Here is a 22,041-nt window from a genome sequence, read left to right on the forward strand (position 1 = left end):
GCGAAGCACGGGCTCCTTGGGCTCCATGGCACCGAAGTCTTTTGGACCTCGACGGGTCCTAGCCGAGCGTAGCTCCGGCCCGCATCGCCAGCCCGTCGATCAGCAATCCCAGCCCGAACCCGAATGCGCTGCTCGGGTCGGCCTCGGACGTGATCTCGGCAGCCCCGGCGGCGTCCCACTGCAGGCGGGACTGTTCGTCGGCGGTGAATCCCAAGACGTAGTAGACGACGGTGCGGGCGACCTGCCCGGCCTGATCCGGGTGCACGCCTGCGGCTGTCGCCGCCTCCGCCAGCAGGGCCAGGATGTCAGTGGCCGCCCGGGACTGACCCGCCGCCATGCTGGCCGACACCAGCTCGGCCCCGTCGGTGTGCGATAGCAGCGCATCCCGCAGGCGTTCACCCACGGTCTGGATCCGCCACTGCCAGCCGCCCGGCCCGGGGTCGACGCGGGCCGGCGTCAGCACGCGGTCGGCGACCGCGCCCAGCAGTTGCTGCTTGTTGGCGAAGTGCCAGTACAGTGCGCTGGGGCTGACGTTGAGCTCACGCGCCAACCGGCGCATCGACAGATCGGCGATGCCGTAGTCGTCCAACAGGGTGGCCGCCGCGGCGACTATCCGGTCTTTGGAGTCAGGTTTGTGCAGCTGCACCCCGCTACCCTAACCTGAACACCGTTCAAGTCTTTGAGGGGAACACCTTGTGACCCGCGTCGACGGCGATGCAGTGCGGGCACCCGGCGAGGGACGAAGCGATGAGAAGGAGCTACCGCGCATGACGGACGACATCCTGGCGCTGGCGCGTGAACAGGTACTGGAGCGCGGCGAGGCGTTGGGGGCCGATCAGGTCCTCGAGGTGCTGCGGCTGCCCGACGACCGGCTCGAGGAGCTACTGGCGCTGGCCCACGATGTGCGGATGCGCTGGTGCGGCCCCGAGATCGAGGTCGAGGGCATCATCAGCCTGAAAACCGGTGGCTGCCCGGAGGATTGCCACTTCTGTTCGCAGTCGGGGCTGTTCTCCTCGCCGGTGCGCAGCGCGTGGCTGGACATCCCCAGCCTGGTCGAGGCGGCCAAGCAGACCGCCAAGACCGGAGCCACCGAATTCTGCATCGTGGCCGCGGTGCGCGGGCCCGACGCGCGGCTGCTGGCCCAGGTCTCGGCCGGTATCGAGGCGATCCGCAATGAAGTCGACATCCAGATCGCGTGCTCGCTGGGCATGCTGACCCAGGAGCAGGTGGACCAGCTGGCCGCGATGGGCGTGCACCGCTACAACCACAACCTGGAGACCGCCCGCTCCCACTTCCCCAACGTGGTCACCACCCACACCTGGGAGGAGCGGTGGGAGACGCTGCGGATGATCGGCAAGGCCGGGATGGAGGTCTGCTGCGGCGGCATCCTGGGCATGGGCGAGACCCTGGAGCAGCGCGCGGAGTTCGCCGCCGAGCTCGCCGAACTCGACCCCGACGAGGTGCCGCTGAACTTCCTCAACCCGCGTCCGGGCACCCCGTTCGGTGACCTGGAGGTGCTGCCGGCGGCGGATGCGCTGCGCGCCGTCGCCGCGTTCCGGCTGGCGTTGCCGCGCACCATGCTGCGGTTCGCCGGCGGCCGGGAGATCACCCTGGGCGACCTGGGCGCCAAGCAGGGCATCCTGGGCGGTATCAACGCCATCATCGTCGGCAACTACCTGACCACGCTCGGCCGTCCGGCCGAGACGGACTTGGAGCTGCTCGACGATCTCCAGATGCCGATCAAGGCGCTCAACGCCACCCTGTGATGGTTCGTGATCTGCCCGCTCCGGTGGGAGCCGGCGTCTACAACGTCTACACGGGCGTGCAGTGCGACGATCCCGCCGGTGGATCGCTTCCCACGGCCGCCCAATTGGGACTGGAGCCGCCGCGGTTCTGCGGCGCCTGCGGACGCCGGATGATGGTGCAGGTTCGGCCGGATGGCTGGTGGGCCAAGTGTTCTCGGCACGGGCTGGTGGATTCTGCCGACCTGGACACCCGGCGATGAGTATTCCGGGCGCACCGTCGGGCCATGCCGCGCCACGGCTGAGCCGCCGGCGGGCCTGCCTGATCCTCGCCGCGGGATTGGGCATCGCCGGGCTGCCGGTGGGGGCGCTGTGGGGGTGGATCGCGCCACCGGTGCACGGCGTGGTGGCCCTCACCCGGGGCGGTGAGCGGGTACAGGCCTACCTGGGCAACGAGGCCGACCATTTCTTCGTCGCGCCGTTTCTGCTACTGGGCATGTTGGGGGTGGTCGCGGTGGTGGCGGCCACGCTCGCCTGGCAGTGGCGTGCCCATCGGGGCCCCGGCATGGTCGCCGGGCTGTCGGTGGGCCTGACCGCGAGTGCGGCGCTGGCGATGCTGGTCGGCGGCGCGGTGGTGCGTCACCGTTACGGCGTGATCGATGTGGACGGTGCGCCGGTGTCTGCCGAGAATCGGGTGCACTACGTCGTGGAAGGCCCGCCGGTGTTCTTCGGGCACACGCCATTGCAGATCGCGGCCACGTTGCTGTTGCCGGCGGCGACGGCGGCGTTGGTGTACGGCTTGTGCGCCACCTGGAGTACCCGTGATGACCTGGGCGGCTATCCGCCCGAGCCGGCGAGGCGGTTGCCGCCGGCCCCGGCCGTCACAGTGGAAGGCGGCGCAGCGCCCCACCGGTGATCACCCGCGCCGCCACCAGGCCCAGTCGCGCCAAGCCCAGGTAGGTCTTGGGGTTCAGCAGCGTCGGCCACTGGGTCTGCACCGTGCCGGCGGGCAGCGGCCGGTTGGCGAACCGGTCACGCAACCAGTCCAGCACCATCGGCGCCGACAGCGGGTGCAGCAGGATGTGCTCGCTGAGCAGATCGCGGTGATAGGTCAGCCGGGCGCCGGCGGCGATATAGGCCTCCGCCAAGTGATCGATGTGCACGACGGAGATCACCTGGTCGTGAACTGCTTGCAGCATCAACACCGGCGGTTTCGGAGCATGGTGACCGAGCTTGGTGTCCTCGAAGACGTGTTGTACCGCAGGCAGTTCCACCAGGTCCTGGAGCGGCTGATCGATGAACTCCCCGAGTGACTTGTGGTGCATCCGCATGATGGCGCCGACCGTGGTCATTGACTCGAGTGAACGCATCAATGCCTTGCCCTCGGCGGTGGCGTGGTCGTCGATCACCTTCTGCAAGTCGGGGTAGACCTTCGCCAAGGTGGCGATCATCACCGCGGGCAACCCGGAGAAGAACGTCCCGTCCAACCCGAGGAAGGTGTGCCCGAGATCGCCCACCGGCGACCCGAGCACCGCACCGACGATGTTGAGTTCGGGGGCGTAATCGCCGCCGACTTCCGCCGCCCAGCCGGTGGCCAAACCGCCGCCGGAATAGCCCCACAGGCCCACCGGGTCGTCGCGGGACAATCCCAGTTGCTCGCAGCCCAAGGCGGCGCGCACCCCGTCGAGCACGCAGTAGCCCGGTTCGTAGGGTGCTCCCCAGCGGCCGTCCCGCCCCTCGTGGTCGGGGATCGACACCGCCCAGCCCTGCTCGAGGGCCGCGACGATGAGCACGAACTCGAGCTGGGTGAACGAGCCGTGACCCTTGGCTCGCCGGCGCAGCGCATAGGAGGGAAAGCAGCGGCCGTCCACCGCGTCGATCGCGCACTGGTAGGACACGATCGGACAGCGGCGGCTGCGATCACGGTTGGCCGGGACCAGCACCGTTGTGACCGCCGCCTGCGGGACGTTGTTGCGGTCGACGGTGCGGTAGAGCAGCTGGGTGGCGACCAACTGCTGCGGGATCAGACCGAGAAACGCCAGCTCGACGTCGCGGGAGCGCAACACGGTGCCGGGCACGGCGTGCTGGAAGCCGGCCGGCGGTTCGTAGAACGGGTCCTCGGCCGGCCGCAGCGGGCGGTCGCCGGATGTTAGTGGCTCGTGGGGGGCCTGCCCGATCCACTCGACAGAGGTTTCGCGGGCCAAGCTGTCGAAGTCCATCCCGGCATTGTTGCTTAAGAGGGCACTAAGATTCCAGTCCGACCCACCCTGGCGGCCGCAGTGCCGCGAATTCGTCGGTCACCCGCAACTCGGAATCGGTGAACCGGTACCGGGCGGCCGGGCGTCCGCCACTGCGTCCCGAGCGGGCGGTGGTGCCGGTGCGCGTGATCACCCCTCGGCGAACCAGCACCCGCTGCAGATTGGTGGCATCGACCTGGTAGCCGAGCACGACGCTGTAGATGTCGCGTAGTGTTGAGATGATGAATTCGGTTGGCGCCAACCCGAATCCAATATTCGTGTAGGACATCTTGGCCACCAGACGGCTGTGGGCGTGCGCCACCATCGGAGCGTGGTCGAACGCCATCGGCGGAAGGTCGTCGACCGGATGCCAGTGCGTGTCGCCGGGCAGCTCGGGGTCGGCGGGGGAGGGCACCAGTCCCAGAAACGTCGAAGCGATGGTGCGTGCGCCCGGAACCCGGCCCGGGTCGGAGAACACAGCCAGCTGCTCAAGGTGGGCGATCTCACGCAGGTCCACCTTCTCGGCCAATAGCCGGCGAGCCGAGGTGGTCACGTCTTCGTCGTCGCGCAACAGTCCACCCGGCAGCGACCACCGTCCGAGCTGGGGTTCTCGAGCCCGCTGCCACAGCAGAACGTTGAGTCGGGGGCGGGGTCCTTGCTGGCCGCCGCCGTTGCCAACCTGGAAGACCGCGGTGAGCACTTCATGCGCGGTGCTAGTATGAACCATGTTTTCGATTGTAAGTCGAAAACCTAATTCGCGAGAGGAGTCACCATGACCACCCTCACCGAGACCGGTGTGCAGGCCGGCCGCCTGGCCGACCGCATCGTCAACTCGCCGGCCGGCTACAGCGGTATCGAGCCCGACCAGGAGTGGGTGGCCGAGATCCTCCGGCTCAAGAAGCAGCGCAACGCCACGATCCTGGCGCACAACTACCAGCTGCCGCCGATCCAGGACATCGCCGACCACGTCGGGGACTCGCTCGGACTGGCCCGCATCGCTGCCGAGACCGACGCCGACACCATCGTGTTCTGTGGCGTGCACTTCATGGCCGAGACCGCCAAGATCCTGTCGCCGGACAAGACGGTGCTGATTCCCGACGCCCGGGCCGGCTGCTCGCTGGCCGATTCGATCACCGCCGAGGACCTGCAGGCCTGGCGTGACGACCACCCCGGCGCGGTGGTGGTGTCATATGTGAACACCACCGCGGCGGTCAAGGCGCTCACCGACTACTGCTGCACGTCGTCCAACGCCGTCGACGTGGTCAATGCCATCGAGCCGGACCGCGAGGTGCTGTTCCTGCCCGACCAGTTCCTGGGCCAGCACGTCGCGCGGGTCACCGGGCGCAAGAACATGCACATCTGGGCGGGCGAGTGCCACGTGCACGCGGCGATCAACGGCGACGACCTCGAGGAGAAGGCCCGGGCGAACCCGGATGCCGAATTGTTCGTGCACCCCGAGTGCGGGTGCGCGACGTCGGCGTTGTACCTGGTCGGCGAGGGCCACTTCCCCGAGGAGCGGGTCAAGATCCTGTCCACCGGCGGCATGCTCGAGGAGGCCCGGCGCACCCAGGCGCAGAAGGTGCTGGTGGCCACCGAGGTCGGCATGATCTACCAGCTGCAGAAGGCGGCACCGCAGGTCGACTTCGAGGCGGTCAACTCCAAGGCGGCCTGCAAGTACATGAAGATGATCACTCCCGCGGCCCTGCTGCGCAGCCTGACCGAGAATGCCGACGAGGTCCACGTCGACCCCGAGACGGCGCGGCTGGCGGCACGCAGCGTGCAGCGCATGGTCTCGATCGGGCACTCCGCCCCGGTCAGCAAGTGAGCGGTGGCCCCGGCTGGCAACAGCGTGCCGACGTCGTCGTCATCGGCACCGGGGTCGGCGGGCTGGCCGCCGCCCGCGCCGCACGCCGGGCCGGCCGGGAGGTGGTGGTGCTCAGTAAGGCAGCCAGTGGATACGCGGTGACTGCGACACACTACGCCCAGGGCGGGATCGCGGTGGTGCTGCCGGGCACCGACGACTCGGTTCAGGCCCACGTCGCCGACACACTGGCCGCAGGCGCGGGGCTGTGCGACCGCGACGCGGTGACCTCGATTGTCGCCGACGGCTATCGCGCGGTCTCCGAATTGGCCGGTGCCGGTGCGCAATTCGACCAGGATCCCGACGGCAACTGGGCGCTGACCCGCGAGGGCGGGCATTCGCGACGGCGCATCATCCATGCCGGCGGCGACGCCACCGGAGCCGAGGTGCAGCGGGCACTGGATCACGCCGCGGCCGGCCTGGACATCCGTCACGGCCAGCTGGTGCTGCAGATCCTGCGTGACGCCGACACGGTCACCGGTGTGCTGGTGGCCAACGCCGACGGCATCGGGGTGATCCACGCCCCGTCGGTGGTGCTGGCCACCGGAGGTCTGGGCCAGCTGTACCGGGCGACGACCAATCCCGGCGGCGCCACCGGGGACGGCGTGGCCCTGGCGCTGCGTGCCGGGGCCGCGGTGAGCGATCTGGAATTCATCCAGTTTCACCCGACCATGCTCTACAGCGACGCCGCCGGTAGCAGACGCCCGCTGGTCACCGAGGCGGTGCGCGGGGAGGGCGCGAATCTGATCGATGCGCGGGGCGCCTCGGTCACCGCCGGGGTCCACCCGATGGGCGATCTGGCGCCGCGCGACGTGGTGGCGGGCGCCATCGACACCCGACTGCGGGAGACCGGCGACGCCTGCGTCTACCTTGACGCCCGCGGGATCGCCGGCTTCGCTGACCGGTTTCCGACCGTCACCGCGGCCTGCCGCGACGCCGGTATCGACCCGGTGGCCCAACCGATTCCGGTGGTGCCCGGCGCACACTACAGCTGCGGCGGCGTCGTCACCGATGTCACCGGCCGCACCGAGCTGGCCGGGCTGTTCGCCGCCGGCGAGGTGGCCCGGACCGGCATGCACGGCGCGAATCGATTGGCCTCCAACAGCCTGTTGGAAGGGTTGGTGGTCGGGGAGCGCGCCGGGTCGGCGGCAGCCGCTCACGCCGTGGCGTCCGGACCGGTGCAGGCCGTCGCGGCCGAACCGGCCCGGCAGGTCGCAGTCGAGCGACAGACCCTGCAGCAGGCCATGTCTCGCGATGCGTCGGTGGTCCGCGACGCCGACGGACTGCGGCGGCTCGCCGAGCTGCTGTCGGACGCCGAGGAGCGGACTGCCGCTCATCGCAAGGGTTGCGAGGACGCCGCGCTGACGCTGGTGGCCCGAGTGGTCGCCGAGGCCGCGTTGGCGCGCACCGAGAGCCGCGGCTGTCACTATCGGGCCGAATACGCCGGTCCCGACGCCGGCCAGGCCCGCAGCACCACGGTCCGACTGCGTGACGGCGCAGTGGTACTCGAGGAGCCGGTGGCGCTGTGACACTTTCGCAGCCGCTGTCCCAGACCGAACTCGACGAGGCCCGTCTCATCATCGCCCGGGCCCTGGACGAGGATTTGCGGTACGGCCCCGACGTCACCACCACCGCGACTGTGCCGGCCGATGCGGTGACCGAGGCCGCGCTGGTGACCCGGGCCGCCGGTGTGATCGCCGGGGTCGACGTCGCGCTGCTGGTGCTCGACGAAGTACTCGGGCGCGATGCCTACCGGGTGAACGACCGGGTGGCCGATGGCGCCCGGCTGCAGCCCGGTGCGGTGGTGCTGAGCCTGCAGGCCGACACCCGCGGGCTGCTGACCGCCGAACGCACCATGCTCAACCTGATCTGTCACCTGTCCGGGATCGCCACGGCCACTGCGGCCTGGGTGGACGCCATCAGCGGAATCGCCGGCACGTCGGCGCAGATCCGCGACACCCGCAAGACGCTGCCCGGCCTGCGGGTGCTGCAGAAGTACGCGGTGCGCGTCGGTGGCGGGGTGAATCACCGGATGGGGCTGGGAGATGCCGCGCTGATCAAGGACAACCATGTCGCCGCGGCCGGATCGGTGGCCGCGGCGCTGCGCGCGGTCCGCGCCGCCGCCCCCGAGGTGGCCTGCGAGGTCGAGATCGATTCACTGGAACAGTTCGACGAAGTGCTCGCCGAGGGGCCCGAGCTGGTGCTGTTGGACAACTTCCCGGTGTGGGCGACCCAGACCGCGGCGCAGCGACGCGACTCCCGGGCGCCCGGGGTGTTGCTGGAGTCATCCGGCGGACTGACCCTGGACAGTGCGGCCGCCTACGCCGCCACCGGTGTCGACTATCTGGCCGTGGGTGCGCTCACCCACTCGGTCCAGGTGCTCGACATCGGCCTGGACATGTAGCTTCTTTCCGCCGAGAAGACGTCAGGCGATGTCGGTCACCAGCACCGCCACCTTGCGGTTCTGCAGCCGGACTGCCCACGGCAAGGACGCGTCGGCGGTACCGGCCGGCAGGATCCGGGGATTGGTCAGGTGCAGCTCGCTGCGGAACAGTCGCACGTCGGCCTCCCCGGCGGCCAGCACGTTCTTGACCCAGTCGGCCTTGCCGTGGCCCAGGGCGATCGCCAGCACATTTCCCTTCCGATAGGTCGTCACCACCGTTTCGTAGGGCTTACCGGATTTGCGGCCCCGATGCTTGATCACCGACATGCCCGGCAGGAACTTGGACAGCGGTTTGACCACCGGGTTCATGTATTTGATCTGCAGTCGGTCCAACCATGGCGGGAACACCACCGGCAGCTTGGACGCGTCACCGGCACTCTTGTCGACAGCCATACGGACTCCGTTTCTCATGGGTACTTCAGGTGATGTCTGCGGCCAGTATCCCGACCCACCGCGCTCCCACGCGCGCGACCAACGGCAGGCCGTCGGTATCACCGCCGACGGGCACGATCCGCGGGTTGGTGATGTGGACGTCGCGCCGGAACAGGCGCACGTCGGCCTCGCCGGCGGCCAGCACGTTCTTGACCCAGTCGGCCTTGCCGTGACCGAGCAGCACCGCCAGCACCGGCCCTTTGCAGAACGCGCGCACCACCGTCCGGTACGGGTTGCCGGATTTGCGGCCCCGATGTTCGATGACCGCGAAGGTGGGGAGGTGGAATCGTTTGACTAGGGGGCTTTCGATCGTGCGCTGCAGGTGATCCAGCCAGTCCGGAAAGATGTAGGGCACCCCGGGAACGCTCTTCGGGTGATCCTTGGTGGACAACCGGCGACTCCTTTCCCGAGCTCACATGTGCCGTCCACCCTAGTCGGGTTGTCGACCGCACCGGAGCGGCTTCAACCGCCGTCGAGTGAGCGGTTTGGGCGCCTTCCCGGCCCGAATCCCGGCCAAACCGCGCACTCGACTCCCAGGGCGCCGACCGACGGGGCGAAATCCACTTGAGCTGTTCTGGGACAATGGTCGGCGTGACCACACCGCTGATGTCGCGCATCGATTTGCGTGGCGCGAACCTGTCGGCAGCTTCGCTGCGGGCCGCCCTGCCGCGCGGCGGTGTCGACGTCGAGGCGGTGTTGCCACAGGTGCGCCCGATCGTCGAGGCGGTCGCGGAACGCGGCTCGGCCGCGGCGCTGGAGTTCGGCGAATCGTTCGACGGGATACGCCCGGCCGCGGTCCGGGTGCCCGAAGCGGCGCTGGAGGCCGCGCTGGCCGAGTTGGACCCGGCGGTGCGCGCCGCCCTGGAGGTGGCGATCAGCCGCGCCCGCGCGGTACACGCCGACCAGCGACGCACCGACACCACCACCATGCTGGCGCCGGGTGCGACCGTCACCGAACGCTGGATTCCGGTCGAGCGCGTCGGGTTGTACGTGCCGGGCGGCAACGCCGTCTACCCGTCCAGCGTGGTGATGAACGTGGTGCCGGCCCAGACCGCGGGGGTGGACTCGCTGGTGATCGCCAGCCCGCCGCAAGCGGACCTGCAGGGCCAGTTTCAAGGCCTGCCGCACCCGACGATCCTGGCCGCGGCCCGCATGCTCGGCGTGGCCGAGGTCTGGGCGGTCGGTGGCGCCCAGGCGGTGGCGCTGCTGGCCTATGGCGGCACCGACACCGATCAGGCAGAGCTGGTTCCGGTCGACATGATCACCGGGCCCGGCAACATCTACGTGACCGCCGCCAAACGGCTGTGCCGTTCCCAGGTCGGCATCGACGCCGAAGCCGGACCCACCGAGATCGCGATCCTGGCCGACCACACCGCCAACCCGGCGCATCTGGCCGCGGACCTCATCAGCCAGGCCGAGCACGACGAGCTGGCCGCCAGCGTGCTGGTCACCACCAGTCCGCAACAGGCCGACGCGACCGACCGCGAAGTGACCGCGCAACTCGAGACCACCGTGCACCGCCAGCGGGTCGTCACCGCACTGACGGGACGCCAATCGGCGATCGTGCTGGTCGACGACCTGGACGCCGGTATCCGGGTTGTCAATGCCTACGCCGCCGAGCACCTGGAGATCCAGACCGCCGACGCCGCCGCGGTGGCCGCCCGGATCCGTTCGGCCGGAGCTATTTTCGTCGGCCCGTACGCCCCGGTCAGCCTCGGTGACTACTGCGCGGGCTCCAACCACGTGCTGCCGACGGCGGGTAGTGCACGGCACTCCAGCGGGTTGTCGGTGCAGACCTTCCTGCGCGGTGTCCACGTGGTGGACTACACCGAGGCCGCGCTCAAAGATGTCAGCGGGCACGTGATCGCGCTGGCCGACGCCGAGGATCTGCCCTCGCACGGCGAAGCGGTCCGGCGGAGGTTCGAGCAGTGACCCGGCCCGGAGGCGAGATCACACTGGCCGACCTGCCGCTGCGCGACGATCTACGCGGCAAATCACCCTATGGGGCGCCGCAACTCGAGGTGCCGGTGCGGCTGAACACCAACGAGAATCCGCACCCGCCCAGTGCGGCGCTGGTCGACGACGTCGCGGCTTCGGTGCGGCAGGCCGCGGCCGAGTTGCACCGCTATCCCGACCGTGACGCGATGGCGCTGCGCACCGATTTGGCCGGTTATCTGAGCACCCAGACCGGCGTCGGGGTCGGCCCGGAGAACGTCTGGGCGGCCAACGGCTCCAACGAAATCCTGCAGCAACTGCTGCAGGCGTTCGGCGGCCCCGGCCGCAGCGCGATCGGCTTCGTCCCGTCGTATTCGATGCACCCGATCATCTCCGACGGCACCCAGACCCGGTGGCTGGCCGCGAACCGGGCCGAGGACTTCGGTTTGGACGTTGCCGTCGCGGTCACCGCGATCACCGACAGCAGGCCCGACGTGGTGTTCGTCGCGAGCCCGAACAACCCGTCGGGCCAGAGTATTTCGTTCGACGAGCTGCGCAGGCTGCTCGACGCGGCACCGGGAATCGTGATCGTGGACGAGGCCTACGGGGAGTTCTCCTCGCAGCCCAGCGCGATCGGGCTGATCGGTGACTATCCGGCGAAGCTGATCGTCACCCGCACCATGAGCAAGGCCTTCGCGTTCGCCGGTGGCCGGCTCGGCTATCTGATCGCTGCCCCGGCGGTGATCGAGGCGATGCTGCTGGTGCGGTTGCCCTATCACCTATCGGTGGTCACCCAGGCCGCCGCCCGTGCCGCGCTGCGGCACGCCGACGACACGCTGGGCAGCGTTGCGCAGCTCGTCGCCGAACGCGAACGTGTCTCGGCCGCGTTGGCCGCCATGGGATTTCGGGTCATTCCCAGCGACGCCAACTTCGTGCTGTTCGGCGAATTCGCCGACGCGCCCGCAACGTGGCAGCGCTACCTGGATGCCGGCATCCTCATCCGCGACGTCGGCATCGCCGGATACCTGCGCGCCACCACCGGACTGCCGGAGGAGAACGACGCGCTGCTGGCCGCCAGCCAACGCCTGGCGGCCACCGAACTCGCACAAACATTAGGAGCCTCATGACCGGCAGCCGCCGCGCCCGGATAACCCGCACCACCCGCGAATCCGACATCGTGGTCGAACTCGATCTGGACGGCACCGGAGTCGTCGACATCGACACCGGGGTGCCGTTCTACGACCACATGCTGACCGCGCTGGGCAGCCACGCCAGCTTCGACCTGACGGTGCGCGCCAAGGGCGACATCGAGATCGAGGCGCACCACACCGTGGAGGACACCGCGATCGTGCTCGGCCAGGCCCTCGGCCAGGCGCTCGGCGACAAGAAGGGGATCCGCCGGTTCGGTGACGCGTTCATCCCGATGGACGAGACGTTGGCGCACGCCGCCGTCGATGTGTCCGGGCGGCCCTACTGCGTGCACACCGGCGAGCCCGACCATCTGGTGCACACCACGATCGCCGGTACGCAGGCGCCGTACCACACCGTGATCAACCGGCATGTGTTCGAGACGCTGGCCTCCAATGCGCGCATCGCGCTGCACGTCCGGGTGCTCTACGGGCGCGATCCGCACCACATCACCGAGGCCCAGTACAAGGCGGTCGCCCGTGCGCTGCGGCAGGCGGTGGAGCCCGACCCGCGGGTGACCGGCGTGCCGTCCACCAAGGGTGCTCTGTGAGCGCCGAACCCGCGGTGGTGATCCTGGACTACGGCTCGGGCAACCTGCGCTCGGCCCAGCGTGCCCTGCAGCGCGCCGGCGCGGAAGTCGAGGTCACGGCGGATGCCGACGCGGCGGCCGCCGCGGACGGTCTGGTGGTCCCGGGCGTCGGGGCGTTCGCGGCGTGCATGGCCGGACTGCGCCAGGTGCACGGCGAGAAGATCATCGCCGAACGGGTGGCTGCCGGTCGTCCGGTGCTGGGCGTGTGCGTCGGAATGCAGATCCTGTTCGCCCGCGGCGTCGAGTTCGGCGTCGAGACGGCCGGCTGCGGCCAGTGGCCGGGCGTGGTCAGCCGGCTGGACGCCCCGGTGATCCCGCACATGGGCTGGAATGTCGTCGACGCCGCACCCGGCAGCACGCTGTTCGCCGGGATGGCTGCCGACACCCGGTTCTACTTTGTGCACTCCTATGCCGCGCAGCACTGGGAGGGCCGTCCGGAGGCTTTGGTGACCCGAGCGACCCATCAGGTACCGTTCCTGGCGGCTGTCGAGGACGGGCCGTTGGCCGCCACCCAGTTTCACCCCGAGAAGAGCGGGGATGCCGGGGCGAGACTGCTGAGCAACTGGGTGGAGGCACTGTGAGTACGTCTGTGAACAACGCACTGGTTCTGCTGCCGGCCGTCGACGTCGTCGACGGCCGTGCGGTGCGGCTGGTGCAGGGCAAAGCCGGCAGCGAGACCGAGTACGGCTCGGCGCTGGATGCCGCGCTGGGCTGGCAGCGTGACGGCGCCGAATGGATTCACCTGGTCGACCTGGACGCCGCCTTCGGGCGCGGTTCGAACCGAGAGCTGCTCGCCGATGTGGTTGGGCGCCTTGACGTCAAGGTCGAACTGTCCGGCGGCATCCGGGATGACGAGTCGCTGACGGCTGCGCTGGCCACCGGTTGCGCCCGGGTGAACCTGGGCACGGCCGCGTTGGAGAACCCGCAGTGGTGCGCTCGCGCCATCGCCGAGCACGGCGAGAAGGTCGCGGTCGGGCTGGATGTGCAGATCGAGCCCGGCCATCCCGACGGCGCGCACCGACTGCGGGGCCGCGGTTGGGAGACCGACGGCGGTGATCTCTGGCCGGTTCTGGAACGCCTTGACCGTGAAGGCTGTTCGCGCTATGTCGTCACCGATGTGACCAAGGACGGCACGCTGGGCGGTCCCAACCTGGAACTGCTCGGCGAAGTCGCCGCCCGCACCGACGCACCGGTGATCGCATCCGGGGGAGTGTCCAGCCTCGATGACCTGCGCGCCATCGCCACGTTGGTGGACCGCGGCGTCGAGGGCGCGATCGTCGGCAAAGCGCTCTACGCCGGACGGTTCACGCTGCCCGAGGCGCTGGCCGCGGTGCGGGGCTAGGACCGCACGTGGCGCTGGACACCGCAGAACTGGACGCCCTGGTCGTCGAGGCGTCGAGAATCCTGGATGTCGCGGCGCAGCCCTTCCTCGAGGGCCACCGGGCCGGCTCGGCAGTTCGCAAGGGGGGCAACGACTTCGCTACTGAGGTCGACCTGGCTCTGGAGCGTCAGATCACCGAGGGGCTGGTGTCGGCGACCGGAATCGGTGTGCACGGCGAAGAGTTCGGCGGTCCACCGATCGACTCGCCGCTGGTATGGGTGCTGGACCCGATCGACGGCACGTTCAACTACGCCGCCGGATCGCCGATGGCCGCGATTCTGCTGGGTCTGCTGCGCGACGGTGAACCGGTCGCCGGGCTGACCTGGCTGCCGTTTACCGACCAGCGCTATACCGCGGTGGCCGGTGGGCCCCTGCTGCGCAACGGGGTGGCGCAGCCGAGGCTGGGTCCGGCGGCGCTGTCGGACTCGTTGGTCGGCGTCGGCACGTTCAACGTCGACTGGCGTGGACGCTTCCCGGGCCGCTACCGGCTCGAGGTGTTGACCGGCCTGAGCCGGGTGACGTCGCGGCCGCGGATGCACGGTGCTACCGGAATCGACCTGGCCTATGTCGCCGACGGTACCCTCGGCGGCGCGATCAGTTTCGGCGACCACATCTGGGACCACGCCGCCGGAGTCGCCCTGGTGCGCGCCGCCGGCGGCATCGTCACCGACCTGACCGGTGCGCCCTGGACGGCCCAGTCGCGCTCGGCACTGGCCGCCGCACCGGGGGCGCACACCGAGATCCTCGACATCCTTTCCGCCGTCGGTGCACCGGAGGACTACTGACATGCAGCAGCACAGCGGTTCAGCGAGGCTCGACGCAGGAGAGGCGAAGCTGGGACCGATGCATAAGCACAGCGGTTCAGCGAGGCTCGACGCAGGAGAGGCGAAGCTGGGACCGATGCATAAGCACAGCGGTTCAGCGAGGCTCGACGCAGGAGAGGCGAAGCTAGGACCGATGCATAAGCACAGCGGTTCAGCGAGGCTCGACGCAGGAGAGGCGAAGCTGGGACCGATGCATAAGCACAGCGACGTCGCGGTGCGGGTCATCCCGTGCCTGGACGTCGACGACGGCAGGGTCGTCAAGGGTGTGAACTTTGCGAACCTGCGCGATGCCGGCGATCCGGTCGAGCTGGCGGCGGCCTACGACGCCGAGGGCGCCGACGAACTGACCTTCCTCGACGTCACGGCGTCGTCGTCGGGCCGGGCCACCATGCTCGAGGTGGTCGCCCGCACCGCCGACCAGGTGTTCATCCCGCTCACCGTGGGCGGCGGGGTGCGCACCGTGGCCGACGTCGACGTGCTGCTGCGGGCCGGCGCGGACAAGGTGTCGGTGAACACCGCCGCCATCGCCCGCCCGGAGCTGCTGGCCGAGCTAGCCCGCCACTTCGGCTCGCAGTGCATCGTGTTGTCGGTCGACGCCCGCACGGTTCCGGCCGGATCGGCGCCCACCCCGTCCGGGTGGGAGGTCACCACCCACGGCGGTCGGCGCGGCACCGGCATCGATGCGGTCGAGTGGGCGGTGCGCGGTGTGGAGCTCGGGATCGGTGAGATCCTGCTGAACTCGATGGACGCCGACGGCACCAAGGCGGGGTTCGATCTGCCGATGTTGCGCGCGGTGCGGGCGGCGGTGAGCGTGCCGGTGATCGCCAGTGGGGGTGCCGGCGCCGCCGAGCATTTCGCGCCGGCGGTCGCCGCCGGCGCCGATGCGGTGCTGGCGGCCAGCGTGTTTCACTTCCGGGAGCTGACGATCGGACAGGTCAAGGCTGCGATGGCGGCCGAAGGAATCGTGGTGCGATGAGTGAACGCCGTTTGGATCCGGCGATCGCGGCCCGGCTCAAGCGCAATGCCGAGGGATTGATCGCCGCGGTGGCACAGCAGCGGGGCAGCGGCGAGGTCCTGATGGTCGCCTGGATGGACGACGCCGCGCTGGCCCGCACCCTGGCAACCCGTGAGGCGACGTATTTTTCGCGGTCCCGCAACGAGCAGTGGGTCAAGGGCGCCACTTCCGGGCACACCCAGTACGTACATGCGGTGCGGCTGGACTGCGACGGTGACACGGTGCTGTTGGACGTCGATCAGACCGGCGGCGCCTGTCACACCGGAGACCGCAGTTGCTTCGACGCTGACGTGTTGCTCGGTCCCGCAGATTGATTCACCCGCGGCGGCCGGGCGGTATGCTGGCCGACTGTGAACTCCGACGAGCCTGACGACTGGTACCGGTTGGAACACCAGCAACGGCCCAGAGGTTTGGAGCTGGAGCGGCTCTCGGCGCAGATCGACGCCCACTACGCCAAGGGGACGGTCAGCGACATCGAGGCGCACATGCCCCGCGACGGGTCGCGGATCGTTGCGCTGACGAATCAGTTGAGTGAGTCGCAGGCGAACCTGGAATCTACGTCGGCGCGTTTCAACGAGTTGGCATCGGAAATCCCCGGCGATATCGTCGGATTAAGTGAACGACTGTCCGGAATTCTCAACGGGGCGGTCGCCGAGGCCGATGATATTCGTGCTGAGGCTCAGCGCTTCGCCGACGAGGTGCGCAGCGCCGCCGAGAACGAGGCGGCCGCGATCCTCCAAGACGCCGAGGCGCAACGCCGAGAGGCGGCTGAGTTGCGGGCCGAGCTGGAGACCCAGCACAAGCAATTGCGCACTCAGGCCGCCCAGCTGCGCCGACAGGCCGTGATGAGCGCCGCCGAGATCATGCGAGAAGCCGAGAACCACGCTTCGGCGATCTTGACCGAGATGAATCAGGCGATCAACAGCCACGTGGCCGACGCCCAGCAGCGCCTGGCCGAACTCATCGACGCGCGGGCGAAGATCGTCAACCAGATAGAGCGCACGACGTTTCAAGTGAATCGCAGGCCCGAAGTTAACGACGCAAACCCGGTTAACGACGCCGTTCCGGTCAGCCGGGAATCGACGCCACCGCCCAGGGAATCCTGGTTTCGCGAGAATCGTCCCCACTGACCCCATTTTTTCGCTATCGTAAATTTCGGCTGACACCCAGCCATCATCTGCTACGCTCACCTCGCACGGCGGCTTGACCATGCCTGTTGAGCTGCCCTTATTCGGCGAACAGTCGGCTAGACGCCCGGTGTTGTCGAGCCGAGGGCAAATCCTGTCGGGAGGAGTTGAACCGGTGGTGCCAGCGATTCCGGAATTCGAAATGCAGCTACGCGGGTTCGATCGCAATGAGGTCTCCAATTACATTGCCCGGCTCCATCATGAAATCGGAATTCTGCAGGAGAACACCAAATCGCTCGACGCCGTCAAAGCGCAGGCCCGATTTGACCGTGAGCAACTCGCCGCCGAGGTGAAACGGCTTCAGCACGACATTGTGCGGATGACCGCCGACGCCGAGGCCGAACGTCAAGAACTCACCGCGGAACTGCGGCGACTGCAAAGCCAGTTCGAGCAGGTCAGCGCTCCGGTCGACTCGGTGGAAGGCATGTCGGATCGCATCTCGCGGATGATGCGGCTCGCCTCCGAGGAAGCGCGGCGCACCAAGGAGTTGGCCCAACAGGACGCCGAGTCGCTGACCGCGGAACTTCGTGAGCAACTGGAGGCCGCCAGGCTTGACCGGGCCGCCGCCGGCGAGGCATTGGCTGAGCTGCAGGCTTCCGCGAACTCGCGGCGGGCGAAGATCCTCGAGGTCGCAACCGCCGAAGCCGAGGAGATCCTGCGACTCGCGCACCGGGAACGCGCCCGGATCACGCAGGAGATCGAAGCCGCCGAACGCAGCCGCCGAGAGGTCTACCAGCGGCTGGCCGAAGACGACGAGCGCAACCGCCGGGCGGCGCAGGAGGCCCTCGACGAGCAGGTCAAGCTGGCCTGGGAGGAAGACGAGCACAACCGGCGGGAGGCGCGGCGGCGGCTGGACCAGAAGATGCAGGCCGCATGGGAACAGACCGAGGCCAGTATCGCCAGGCTCGACAACGAAGCCCGGCTGGAGGCCTCGACGCTGATCGCCACGGCCCGGCGCGAGGCCACAGTGCTCAGCGATCGCGCGCGGACGGCGGTGGAGCTACTGGGGCGAGAGCGTGCCGACATCCTCACGCACCTCAACGCGATCAGGAGCTGGATCGACACCGCCGTCGGCGACAACGGCGAGCGGCATTCATCGGCTTGACGCAAACGGCGAATCGTCCGGGCGGGCAAAAGAGTCCTCATTTCGCGAAAGCCGTCCGCGCTTGAGCTGAAGTCTGCCCCCGATGAGACCGGTGACACGCTCTGCCAGGTCTGATACGCTCCGTCGCACGGTGCGTTGAGTGCGCATGCCCATTTAGCTTCGCGCGCAAGCCAACTCAGTTGCACGCTGCTTGGCTGTCGAACCGAGAACCGAACCTGACGGGTACCTAGGAGTAACGCCGGTGGCGCTGGAGATTCCGGAATTCGAAACGCAGATGCGCGGTTTCGATCGCAATGAAGTAGCCGACTACATCGCTCGCCTCCACCGGGAAATCGACATTCTGCAGGACCGCAACAAATCCCTCGAAGCCGCCAAGTCGCAAACTCGATTCGACCGGGAGCAACTCAGCGCGGAGGTCACGCGGCTGCAGAACGACATCGTGCGGCTGACGGCTGAGGCCGAGTCCGAACGGCAACGTCTCACCGGCGAACTGTCGCAACTGCAAAGCCAGTTCGAGCAGGTCACCGGTCCGGTCAACTCGGTGGAGGGCATGTCGGACCGGATCGCGCGGATGATGCGCATCGCCTCCGAGGAAGCGCGGCGCACCAAGGAATTGGCCCAACAGGACGCCGAGTCGCTGACCGGACAACTGCGCGAGCAGTTGGAGGCCGCCAGCCACGACCGTGCCGCCGCCAGCGAGGCGCTGGCCGAATTTCAGGCTTCCACCAACGCGCGCCGGGCGAAGATCCTCGATGCCGCGACCCAGGAGGCCGAGGAGATCCTGCGGATTGCGCACGAGGAGCGCAGCCGCATCGCACAGGAGATCGAAGAGGCCGAGCGCAGCCGACGCGAGGTCTACCAGCGGCTGGCCGAGGAAGACGAGCGCAACCGCCGGGCGGCGCAGGAATCCCTCGACCAGCAGATCAAGCTGGCCTGGGAAGAAGACGAGCGCAACCGCCGCGAAGCCCAGCACCGGCTGGACCAGAAGATGCAGGCGGCCTGGGAGCAGGCCGAGGCGAACATCGCCAAGCTCGACAAGGAGGCTCGGCTGGAGGCGTCCACGCTGATCGCCACCACCAAACGCGAGGCCAAACTGCTCACCGAGCGCACCCAGTCCGAAGTGGATCTGTTGGTACGGGAACGCTCCGGGATCGTCACCCACCTCACCGAGATCCGCAACTGGATCGACACCGCCGTCGGCGACAACCTGCGGGCACCCGAAGACGTCCCGCCGGCCGCTTCCGACGAAGCACCCGAAGCCGAACAAGCCGACGACAACGACACCGCTGACGACAACGACACGGCCACCGACGAGTAGACATCCCCAACCCGCCGGGCCGGCCCGGCGGTCTAGGCGGAGGAACGCGCCCGCAGCAGCTCCAGCGCCTTGTCGGCGTGGGCATCCATGGCGAACTCGCTGGCGATCACGCCCAGCACCGTGCGATCGGTGTCGATGACGAACGTGGTCCGCTTCACCGGCAGCAGCTTGCCCAGCAGCCCGCGCTTGACGCCGAACCGGGCGGCCACCGTGCCGTCGGTGTCGGACAGCAGCGGGTAGTCGAAGCCCTGCTGATCGGCGAACTTGGCCTGCTTGGCCACCGCGTCGGCGCTGATGCCCACCCGTTGCGCCCCCACCGCGGCGAACTCGCCGGCCAGATCCCGGAAGTGGCACGCCTCCTTGGTGCAGCCGGGAGTCATCGCCGCCGGGTAGAAGAACAGCACCACCGGCCCGTCGGCCAGCAGCGCACTGAGTCGCCTCGGTGTTCCGGTCTGGTCGGGGAGCTCGAAGTCGGCCACGGTGTCGCCAGTGTTCATGGCCGCCAGGCTACTCCCGGCCGCACGGGTGGGGTCTGGGAAGATGGGCCCGTGCACACCCCCAGCAGCGCCGGCGTCACCTCCCGGGCGGACTTTCGGGCGCTGGCCGCCGAGCACCGCGTGGTCCCCGTGCTCCGCAAGGTGCTGGCCGATGCCGAGACGCCGCTGTCCGCCTACCGCAAGCTGGCCGCGAACCGGCCCGGCACCTTCCTGCTGGAATCGGCCGAGAACGGCCGGTCCTGGTCGCGGTGGTCGTTCATCGGCGCCGGGACGTCGTCGGCGCTGACGGTCCGGGACGGCGAAGCGGTGTGGTTGGGTCCGGTGCCGCAGGACGCCCCCACCGGCGGCGACCCGCTGCAGGCGCTGCGCGAGACGCTGGCACTGCTGGAAACGGCCGCCATTCCCGGGCTGCCGCCGCTGTCGAGTGGCTTGGTGGGCTTTTTCGCCTACGACATGGTGCGCCGGCTGGAACGTCTTCCGGAGCTGGCCGTCGATGACCTGCAGCTGCCCGACATGCTGTTGCTGCTGGCAACCGACATGGCCGCGGTCGACCACCACGAGGGCACCATCACGCTGATCGCCAATGCGGTCAACTGGAACGGCACGGACGAGCGGGTCGACGAAGCCTACGACGACGCGATCGCACGGCTCGACGTGATGACCGCGGCGCTGAGTCAGCCGCTGGAGTCCAGTGTCGCCACCTTCGACCGGCCCGAGCCGGTCTACCGGCGGCAGCGCACCCCCGAGGAGTACGGCACCATCGTCGAGCGGCTGGTCGGTGAGATCGAGGCCGGCGAGGCGTTTCAGGTGGTGCCCTCGCAACGTTTCGAGATGGACACCGACGTAGATCCCATCGACGTCTACCGGATGCTGCGGGTGTCCAATCCGAGCCCGTACATGTATCTGCTGCAGGTGCCCGACGACGTTGGGGGAGTGGCCTTTTCGATCGTGGGATCCAGCCCCGAGGCGCTGGTGACCGTCCAGGACGGCCGCGCGACCACCCACCCGATCGCCGGGACTCGCTGGCGCGGTGCGACCGAGGAGGAAGACCAGCTCCTGGGCAAGGACCTGTTGAACGACGAGAAGGAGCGCGCCGAGCACCTGATGCTGGTCGACCTCGGCCGCAACGACCTGGGGCGGGTATGCGTCCCGGGCACGGTGCGGGTGTCCGACTACAGCCACATCGAGCGCTACAGCCACGTCATGCACCTGGTCTCCACGGTCACCGGGCTGCTCGCGCAGGACCGCACCGCACTGGACGCGGTGACCGCCTGCTTCCCGGCCGGCACGCTGTCCGGGGCGCCCAAGGTGCGGGCCATGGAGTTGATCGAGGAGGTCGAGAAGACCCGCCGCGGGCTGTACGGCGGCGTCGTCGGCTATCTCGACTTCGCCGGCAACGCCGACTTCGCGATCGCGATCCGCACCGCCCTGCTGGCCGGCGGTACCGCCTACGTGCAGGCCGGCGGCGGCGTGGTGGCCGACTCCAACGGCCCCTACGAGTACACCGAGGCCTCCAACAAGGCCCGCGCGGTGCTGGCCGCGATCGCGGCTGCCGAAACGCTGACGGTACCGGGCAGCGATGACTGAGGACGGGGTCCGCGGCGGCAAGCGGGCGCTGCGGGTGGCGCAACTGCTGCTGGTGCTGGCCGCCGGCGGGTTGTGGGGCGCCGCTCGGCTGCCATGGGTGCTGATCCGCTCCTTCGACGGGCTGGGACAGCCCAAGGACATCACGGTCAGCGGCGCGTCCTGGTCGACGGCGCTGGTGCCGTTGGCCTGGGTGTGCCTGGCCGCCGCGGTCGCCGCGGTGGCGGTGCGGGGCTGGAAATTGCGGGTGCTGGCGGTGTTGATGGCCGCGGTGAGCCTGGCGGCCGGCTATCTGGCCGTCAGCATGTGGGTGGTGCGCGACGTCGCGCTCCGCGCCCTCGATATCGCCGAGATCCCGCTGACATCGCTGCTGGCGGCCGACCGCCGCCTCACCGGGGCGGTGTTGAGCTTGCTGGCGGCGCTGGGTGTGCTGGCCGCTGCGGCGTTGCTGATGCGGGCCGCCGCCCATCACACGAACGACAACGCCAAATACGAGACGCCGGCGGCGCGGCGGGCGGTGACGCGGGACGCCGACGCCGCCGCGGGGACCCCGGAGATGTCGGAACGAATGATGTGGGACGCGCTCGACGAGGGTTGCGACCCGACAGAACCGCCACCCGGGCCGGCGGCCGAGGGCCGGTGACACCGGTGACGGTGACGGTGGTTACCCTTCGATGAAGGTCCCGGACAAGGGGAGCCAAGC

25 protein-coding genes are annotated in these 22,041 nt (G+C 69.1%); 19 read left to right on the forward strand and 6 right to left on the reverse strand.

Going from position 1 to position 22,041, the window contains the following annotated elements; all coding sequences use genetic code 11:
• Nucleotides 1–58 precede the first annotated feature (58 nt).
• Nucleotides 59–646 (reverse strand): TetR/AcrR family transcriptional regulator, encoded by a 588-nt coding sequence (locus G6N19_RS19360; protein WP_193465467.1) that lies wholly within the window; start codon nt 644–646, stop codon nt 59–61.
• Between the two features lie 121 nt (nt 647–767).
• Here G6N19_RS19360 and bioB point away from each other — a divergent pair, with 121 nt between their 5' ends.
• The 3 genes from bioB to G6N19_RS19375 are packed head-to-tail and all read left to right on the forward strand — an operon-like array spanning nt 768 to nt 2,658.
• Nucleotides 768–1,766: a biotin synthase BioB gene (gene bioB, locus G6N19_RS19365; RefSeq protein WP_013829089.1), complete on the forward strand. Its 999-nt coding sequence runs from the start codon at nt 768–770 to the stop codon at nt 1,764–1,766.
• Nucleotides 1,766–2,005 carry a biotin synthase auxiliary protein BsaP gene (gene bsaP / locus G6N19_RS19370; RefSeq protein ID WP_193466455.1) on the forward strand — a complete coding sequence of 80 codons (240 nt, stop codon included), beginning with the start codon at nt 1,766–1,768 and terminating at the stop codon, nt 2,003–2,005. The genes bioB and bsaP overlap by 1 nt, the downstream gene beginning before the upstream one ends.
• The gene (locus tag G6N19_RS19375; RefSeq protein ID WP_013829087.1) at nt 2,002–2,658 is read left to right on the forward strand and encodes a DUF2567 domain-containing protein; all 657 of its coding nucleotides are present in this window, start codon (nt 2,002–2,004) and stop codon (nt 2,656–2,658) included. Before bsaP ends, G6N19_RS19375 begins: the two co-directional genes overlap by 4 nt.
• Here G6N19_RS19375 and G6N19_RS19380 read toward each other — a convergent pair.
• Both G6N19_RS19380 and G6N19_RS19385 read right to left on the reverse strand, forming a co-directional pair.
• On the reverse strand, nt 2,624–3,961 hold the full coding sequence (locus tag G6N19_RS19380; RefSeq protein ID WP_193465468.1) for a lipase family protein: 1,338 nt from the start codon (nt 3,959–3,961) through the stop codon (nt 2,624–2,626). The genes G6N19_RS19375 and G6N19_RS19380 overlap by 35 nt on opposite strands.
• Nucleotides 3,962–3,986: 25 nt before the next feature.
• The gene (locus tag G6N19_RS19385; protein WP_041317979.1) at nt 3,987–4,706 is read right to left on the reverse strand and encodes an NUDIX hydrolase; all 720 of its coding nucleotides are present in this window, start codon (nt 4,704–4,706) and stop codon (nt 3,987–3,989) included.
• Nucleotides 4,707–4,751: 45 nt separating this feature from the next.
• Here G6N19_RS19385 and nadA point away from each other — a divergent pair, with 45 nt between their 5' ends.
• The 3 genes from nadA to nadC are packed head-to-tail and all read left to right on the forward strand — an operon-like array spanning nt 4,752 to nt 8,244.
• Nucleotides 4,752–5,804: a quinolinate synthase NadA gene (nadA, locus tag G6N19_RS19390; protein WP_193465469.1), complete on the forward strand. Its 1,053-nt coding sequence runs from the start codon at nt 4,752–4,754 to the stop codon at nt 5,802–5,804.
• Nucleotides 5,801–7,369: an L-aspartate oxidase gene (locus G6N19_RS19395; RefSeq protein WP_193465470.1), complete on the forward strand. Its 1,569-nt coding sequence runs from the start codon at nt 5,801–5,803 to the stop codon at nt 7,367–7,369. The genes nadA and G6N19_RS19395 overlap by 4 nt, the downstream gene beginning before the upstream one ends.
• Nucleotides 7,370–7,383: 14 nt before the next feature.
• Nucleotides 7,384–8,244, forward strand: a complete 861-nt coding sequence (nadC, locus tag G6N19_RS19400) for a carboxylating nicotinate-nucleotide diphosphorylase (RefSeq protein WP_193466456.1) — start codon at nt 7,384–7,386, stop codon at nt 8,242–8,244.
• Between the two features lie 21 nt (nt 8,245–8,265).
• On the opposite strand, the gene G6N19_RS19405 is transcribed toward nadC, so the two are convergent.
• Together G6N19_RS19405 and G6N19_RS19410 are read right to left on the reverse strand one after the other, a co-directional pair.
• Nucleotides 8,266–8,676, reverse strand: a complete 411-nt coding sequence (locus tag G6N19_RS19405) for a nitroreductase family deazaflavin-dependent oxidoreductase (protein ID WP_013829081.1) — start codon at nt 8,674–8,676, stop codon at nt 8,266–8,268.
• Nucleotides 8,677–8,701: 25 nt separating this feature from the next.
• Nucleotides 8,702–9,106 carry a nitroreductase family deazaflavin-dependent oxidoreductase gene (locus G6N19_RS19410; protein ID WP_193465471.1) on the reverse strand — a complete coding sequence of 135 codons (405 nt, stop codon included), beginning with the start codon at nt 9,104–9,106 and terminating at the stop codon, nt 8,702–8,704.
• Nucleotides 9,107–9,318: 212 nt separating this feature from the next.
• On the opposite strand from G6N19_RS19410, the gene hisD reads away from it, so the two are divergent.
• The 11 genes from hisD (at nt 9,319) to G6N19_RS19465 (ending at nt 19,257) form a co-directional block, all read left to right on the forward strand.
• Nucleotides 9,319–10,647 carry a histidinol dehydrogenase gene (gene hisD / locus G6N19_RS19415; RefSeq protein WP_193466457.1) on the forward strand — a complete coding sequence of 443 codons (1,329 nt, stop codon included), beginning with the start codon at nt 9,319–9,321 and terminating at the stop codon, nt 10,645–10,647.
• On the forward strand, nt 10,644–11,777 hold the full coding sequence (locus tag G6N19_RS19420; protein ID WP_193465472.1) for a histidinol-phosphate transaminase: 1,134 nt from the start codon (nt 10,644–10,646) through the stop codon (nt 11,775–11,777). The genes hisD and G6N19_RS19420 overlap by 4 nt, the downstream gene beginning before the upstream one ends.
• The gene (gene hisB, locus G6N19_RS19425; RefSeq protein ID WP_013829077.1) at nt 11,774–12,388 is read left to right on the forward strand and encodes an imidazoleglycerol-phosphate dehydratase HisB; all 615 of its coding nucleotides are present in this window, start codon (nt 11,774–11,776) and stop codon (nt 12,386–12,388) included. Before G6N19_RS19420 ends, hisB begins: the two co-directional genes overlap by 4 nt.
• Nucleotides 12,385–13,008, forward strand: a complete 624-nt coding sequence (gene hisH / locus G6N19_RS19430) for an imidazole glycerol phosphate synthase subunit HisH (RefSeq protein ID WP_013829076.1) — start codon at nt 12,385–12,387, stop codon at nt 13,006–13,008. Before hisB ends, hisH begins: the two co-directional genes overlap by 4 nt.
• A gap of 20 nt (nt 13,009–13,028) precedes the next feature.
• Nucleotides 13,029–13,769, forward strand: a complete 741-nt coding sequence (gene priA, locus G6N19_RS19435; RefSeq protein ID WP_041319863.1) for a bifunctional 1-(5-phosphoribosyl)-5-((5-phosphoribosylamino)methylideneamino)imidazole-4-carboxamide isomerase/phosphoribosylanthranilate isomerase PriA — start codon at nt 13,029–13,031, stop codon at nt 13,767–13,769.
• 8 nt (nt 13,770–13,777) lie between these two features.
• Complete coding sequence (locus G6N19_RS19440) at nt 13,778–14,593, forward strand: inositol monophosphatase family protein (protein ID WP_013829074.1); 816 nt, start codon at nt 13,778–13,780, stop codon at nt 14,591–14,593.
• A gap of 229 nt (nt 14,594–14,822) precedes the next feature.
• Nucleotides 14,823–15,608 (forward strand): imidazole glycerol phosphate synthase subunit HisF, encoded by a 786-nt coding sequence (gene hisF / locus G6N19_RS19445; RefSeq protein ID WP_013829073.1) that lies wholly within the window; start codon nt 14,823–14,825, stop codon nt 15,606–15,608.
• Nucleotides 15,605–15,961, forward strand: coding sequence for a phosphoribosyl-AMP cyclohydrolase (gene hisI / locus G6N19_RS19450; protein ID WP_193465473.1), 357 nt, complete (start codon nt 15,605–15,607; stop codon nt 15,959–15,961). Before hisF ends, hisI begins: the two co-directional genes overlap by 4 nt.
• Before the next feature lie 96 nt (nt 15,962–16,057).
• A complete protein-coding gene (locus G6N19_RS19455; RefSeq protein WP_232062436.1) occupies nt 16,058–16,777 on the forward strand; it encodes a M protein in 720 nt (239 codons plus the stop codon).
• A gap of 79 nt (nt 16,778–16,856) precedes the next feature.
• A complete protein-coding gene (locus G6N19_RS19460; RefSeq protein ID WP_232062437.1) occupies nt 16,857–17,939 on the forward strand; it encodes a coiled-coil domain-containing protein in 1,083 nt (360 codons plus the stop codon).
• A 241-nt stretch (nt 17,940–18,180) separates the two neighbouring features.
• A complete protein-coding gene (locus tag G6N19_RS19465; protein ID WP_013829069.1) occupies nt 18,181–19,257 on the forward strand; it encodes a coiled-coil domain-containing protein in 1,077 nt (358 codons plus the stop codon).
• 32 nt (nt 19,258–19,289) lie between these two features.
• Here the strand turns inward: G6N19_RS19465 and G6N19_RS19470 are convergent, their stop codons facing one another.
• Nucleotides 19,290–19,754, reverse strand: coding sequence for a peroxiredoxin (locus tag G6N19_RS19470; protein WP_013829068.1), 465 nt, complete (start codon nt 19,752–19,754; stop codon nt 19,290–19,292).
• A 51-nt stretch (nt 19,755–19,805) separates the two neighbouring features.
• Between G6N19_RS19470 and G6N19_RS19475 the strand changes: the two genes are divergently transcribed.
• Together G6N19_RS19475 and G6N19_RS19480 are read left to right on the forward strand one after the other, a co-directional pair.
• Nucleotides 19,806–21,341, forward strand: a complete 1,536-nt coding sequence (locus tag G6N19_RS19475) for an anthranilate synthase component I (RefSeq protein ID WP_013829067.1) — start codon at nt 19,806–19,808, stop codon at nt 21,339–21,341.
• The gene (locus tag G6N19_RS19480; RefSeq protein ID WP_013829066.1) at nt 21,334–21,981 is read left to right on the forward strand and encodes a TIGR02234 family membrane protein; all 648 of its coding nucleotides are present in this window, start codon (nt 21,334–21,336) and stop codon (nt 21,979–21,981) included. Before G6N19_RS19475 ends, G6N19_RS19480 begins: the two co-directional genes overlap by 8 nt.
• The last annotated feature ends 60 nt before the right edge of the window (nt 21,982–22,041 follow it).

It is taken from the genome of Mycobacterium novum (assembly GCF_010726505.1).
GTDB classification, from domain to species: Bacteria; Actinomycetota; Actinomycetes; order Mycobacteriales; family Mycobacteriaceae; genus Mycobacterium; species Mycobacterium algericum.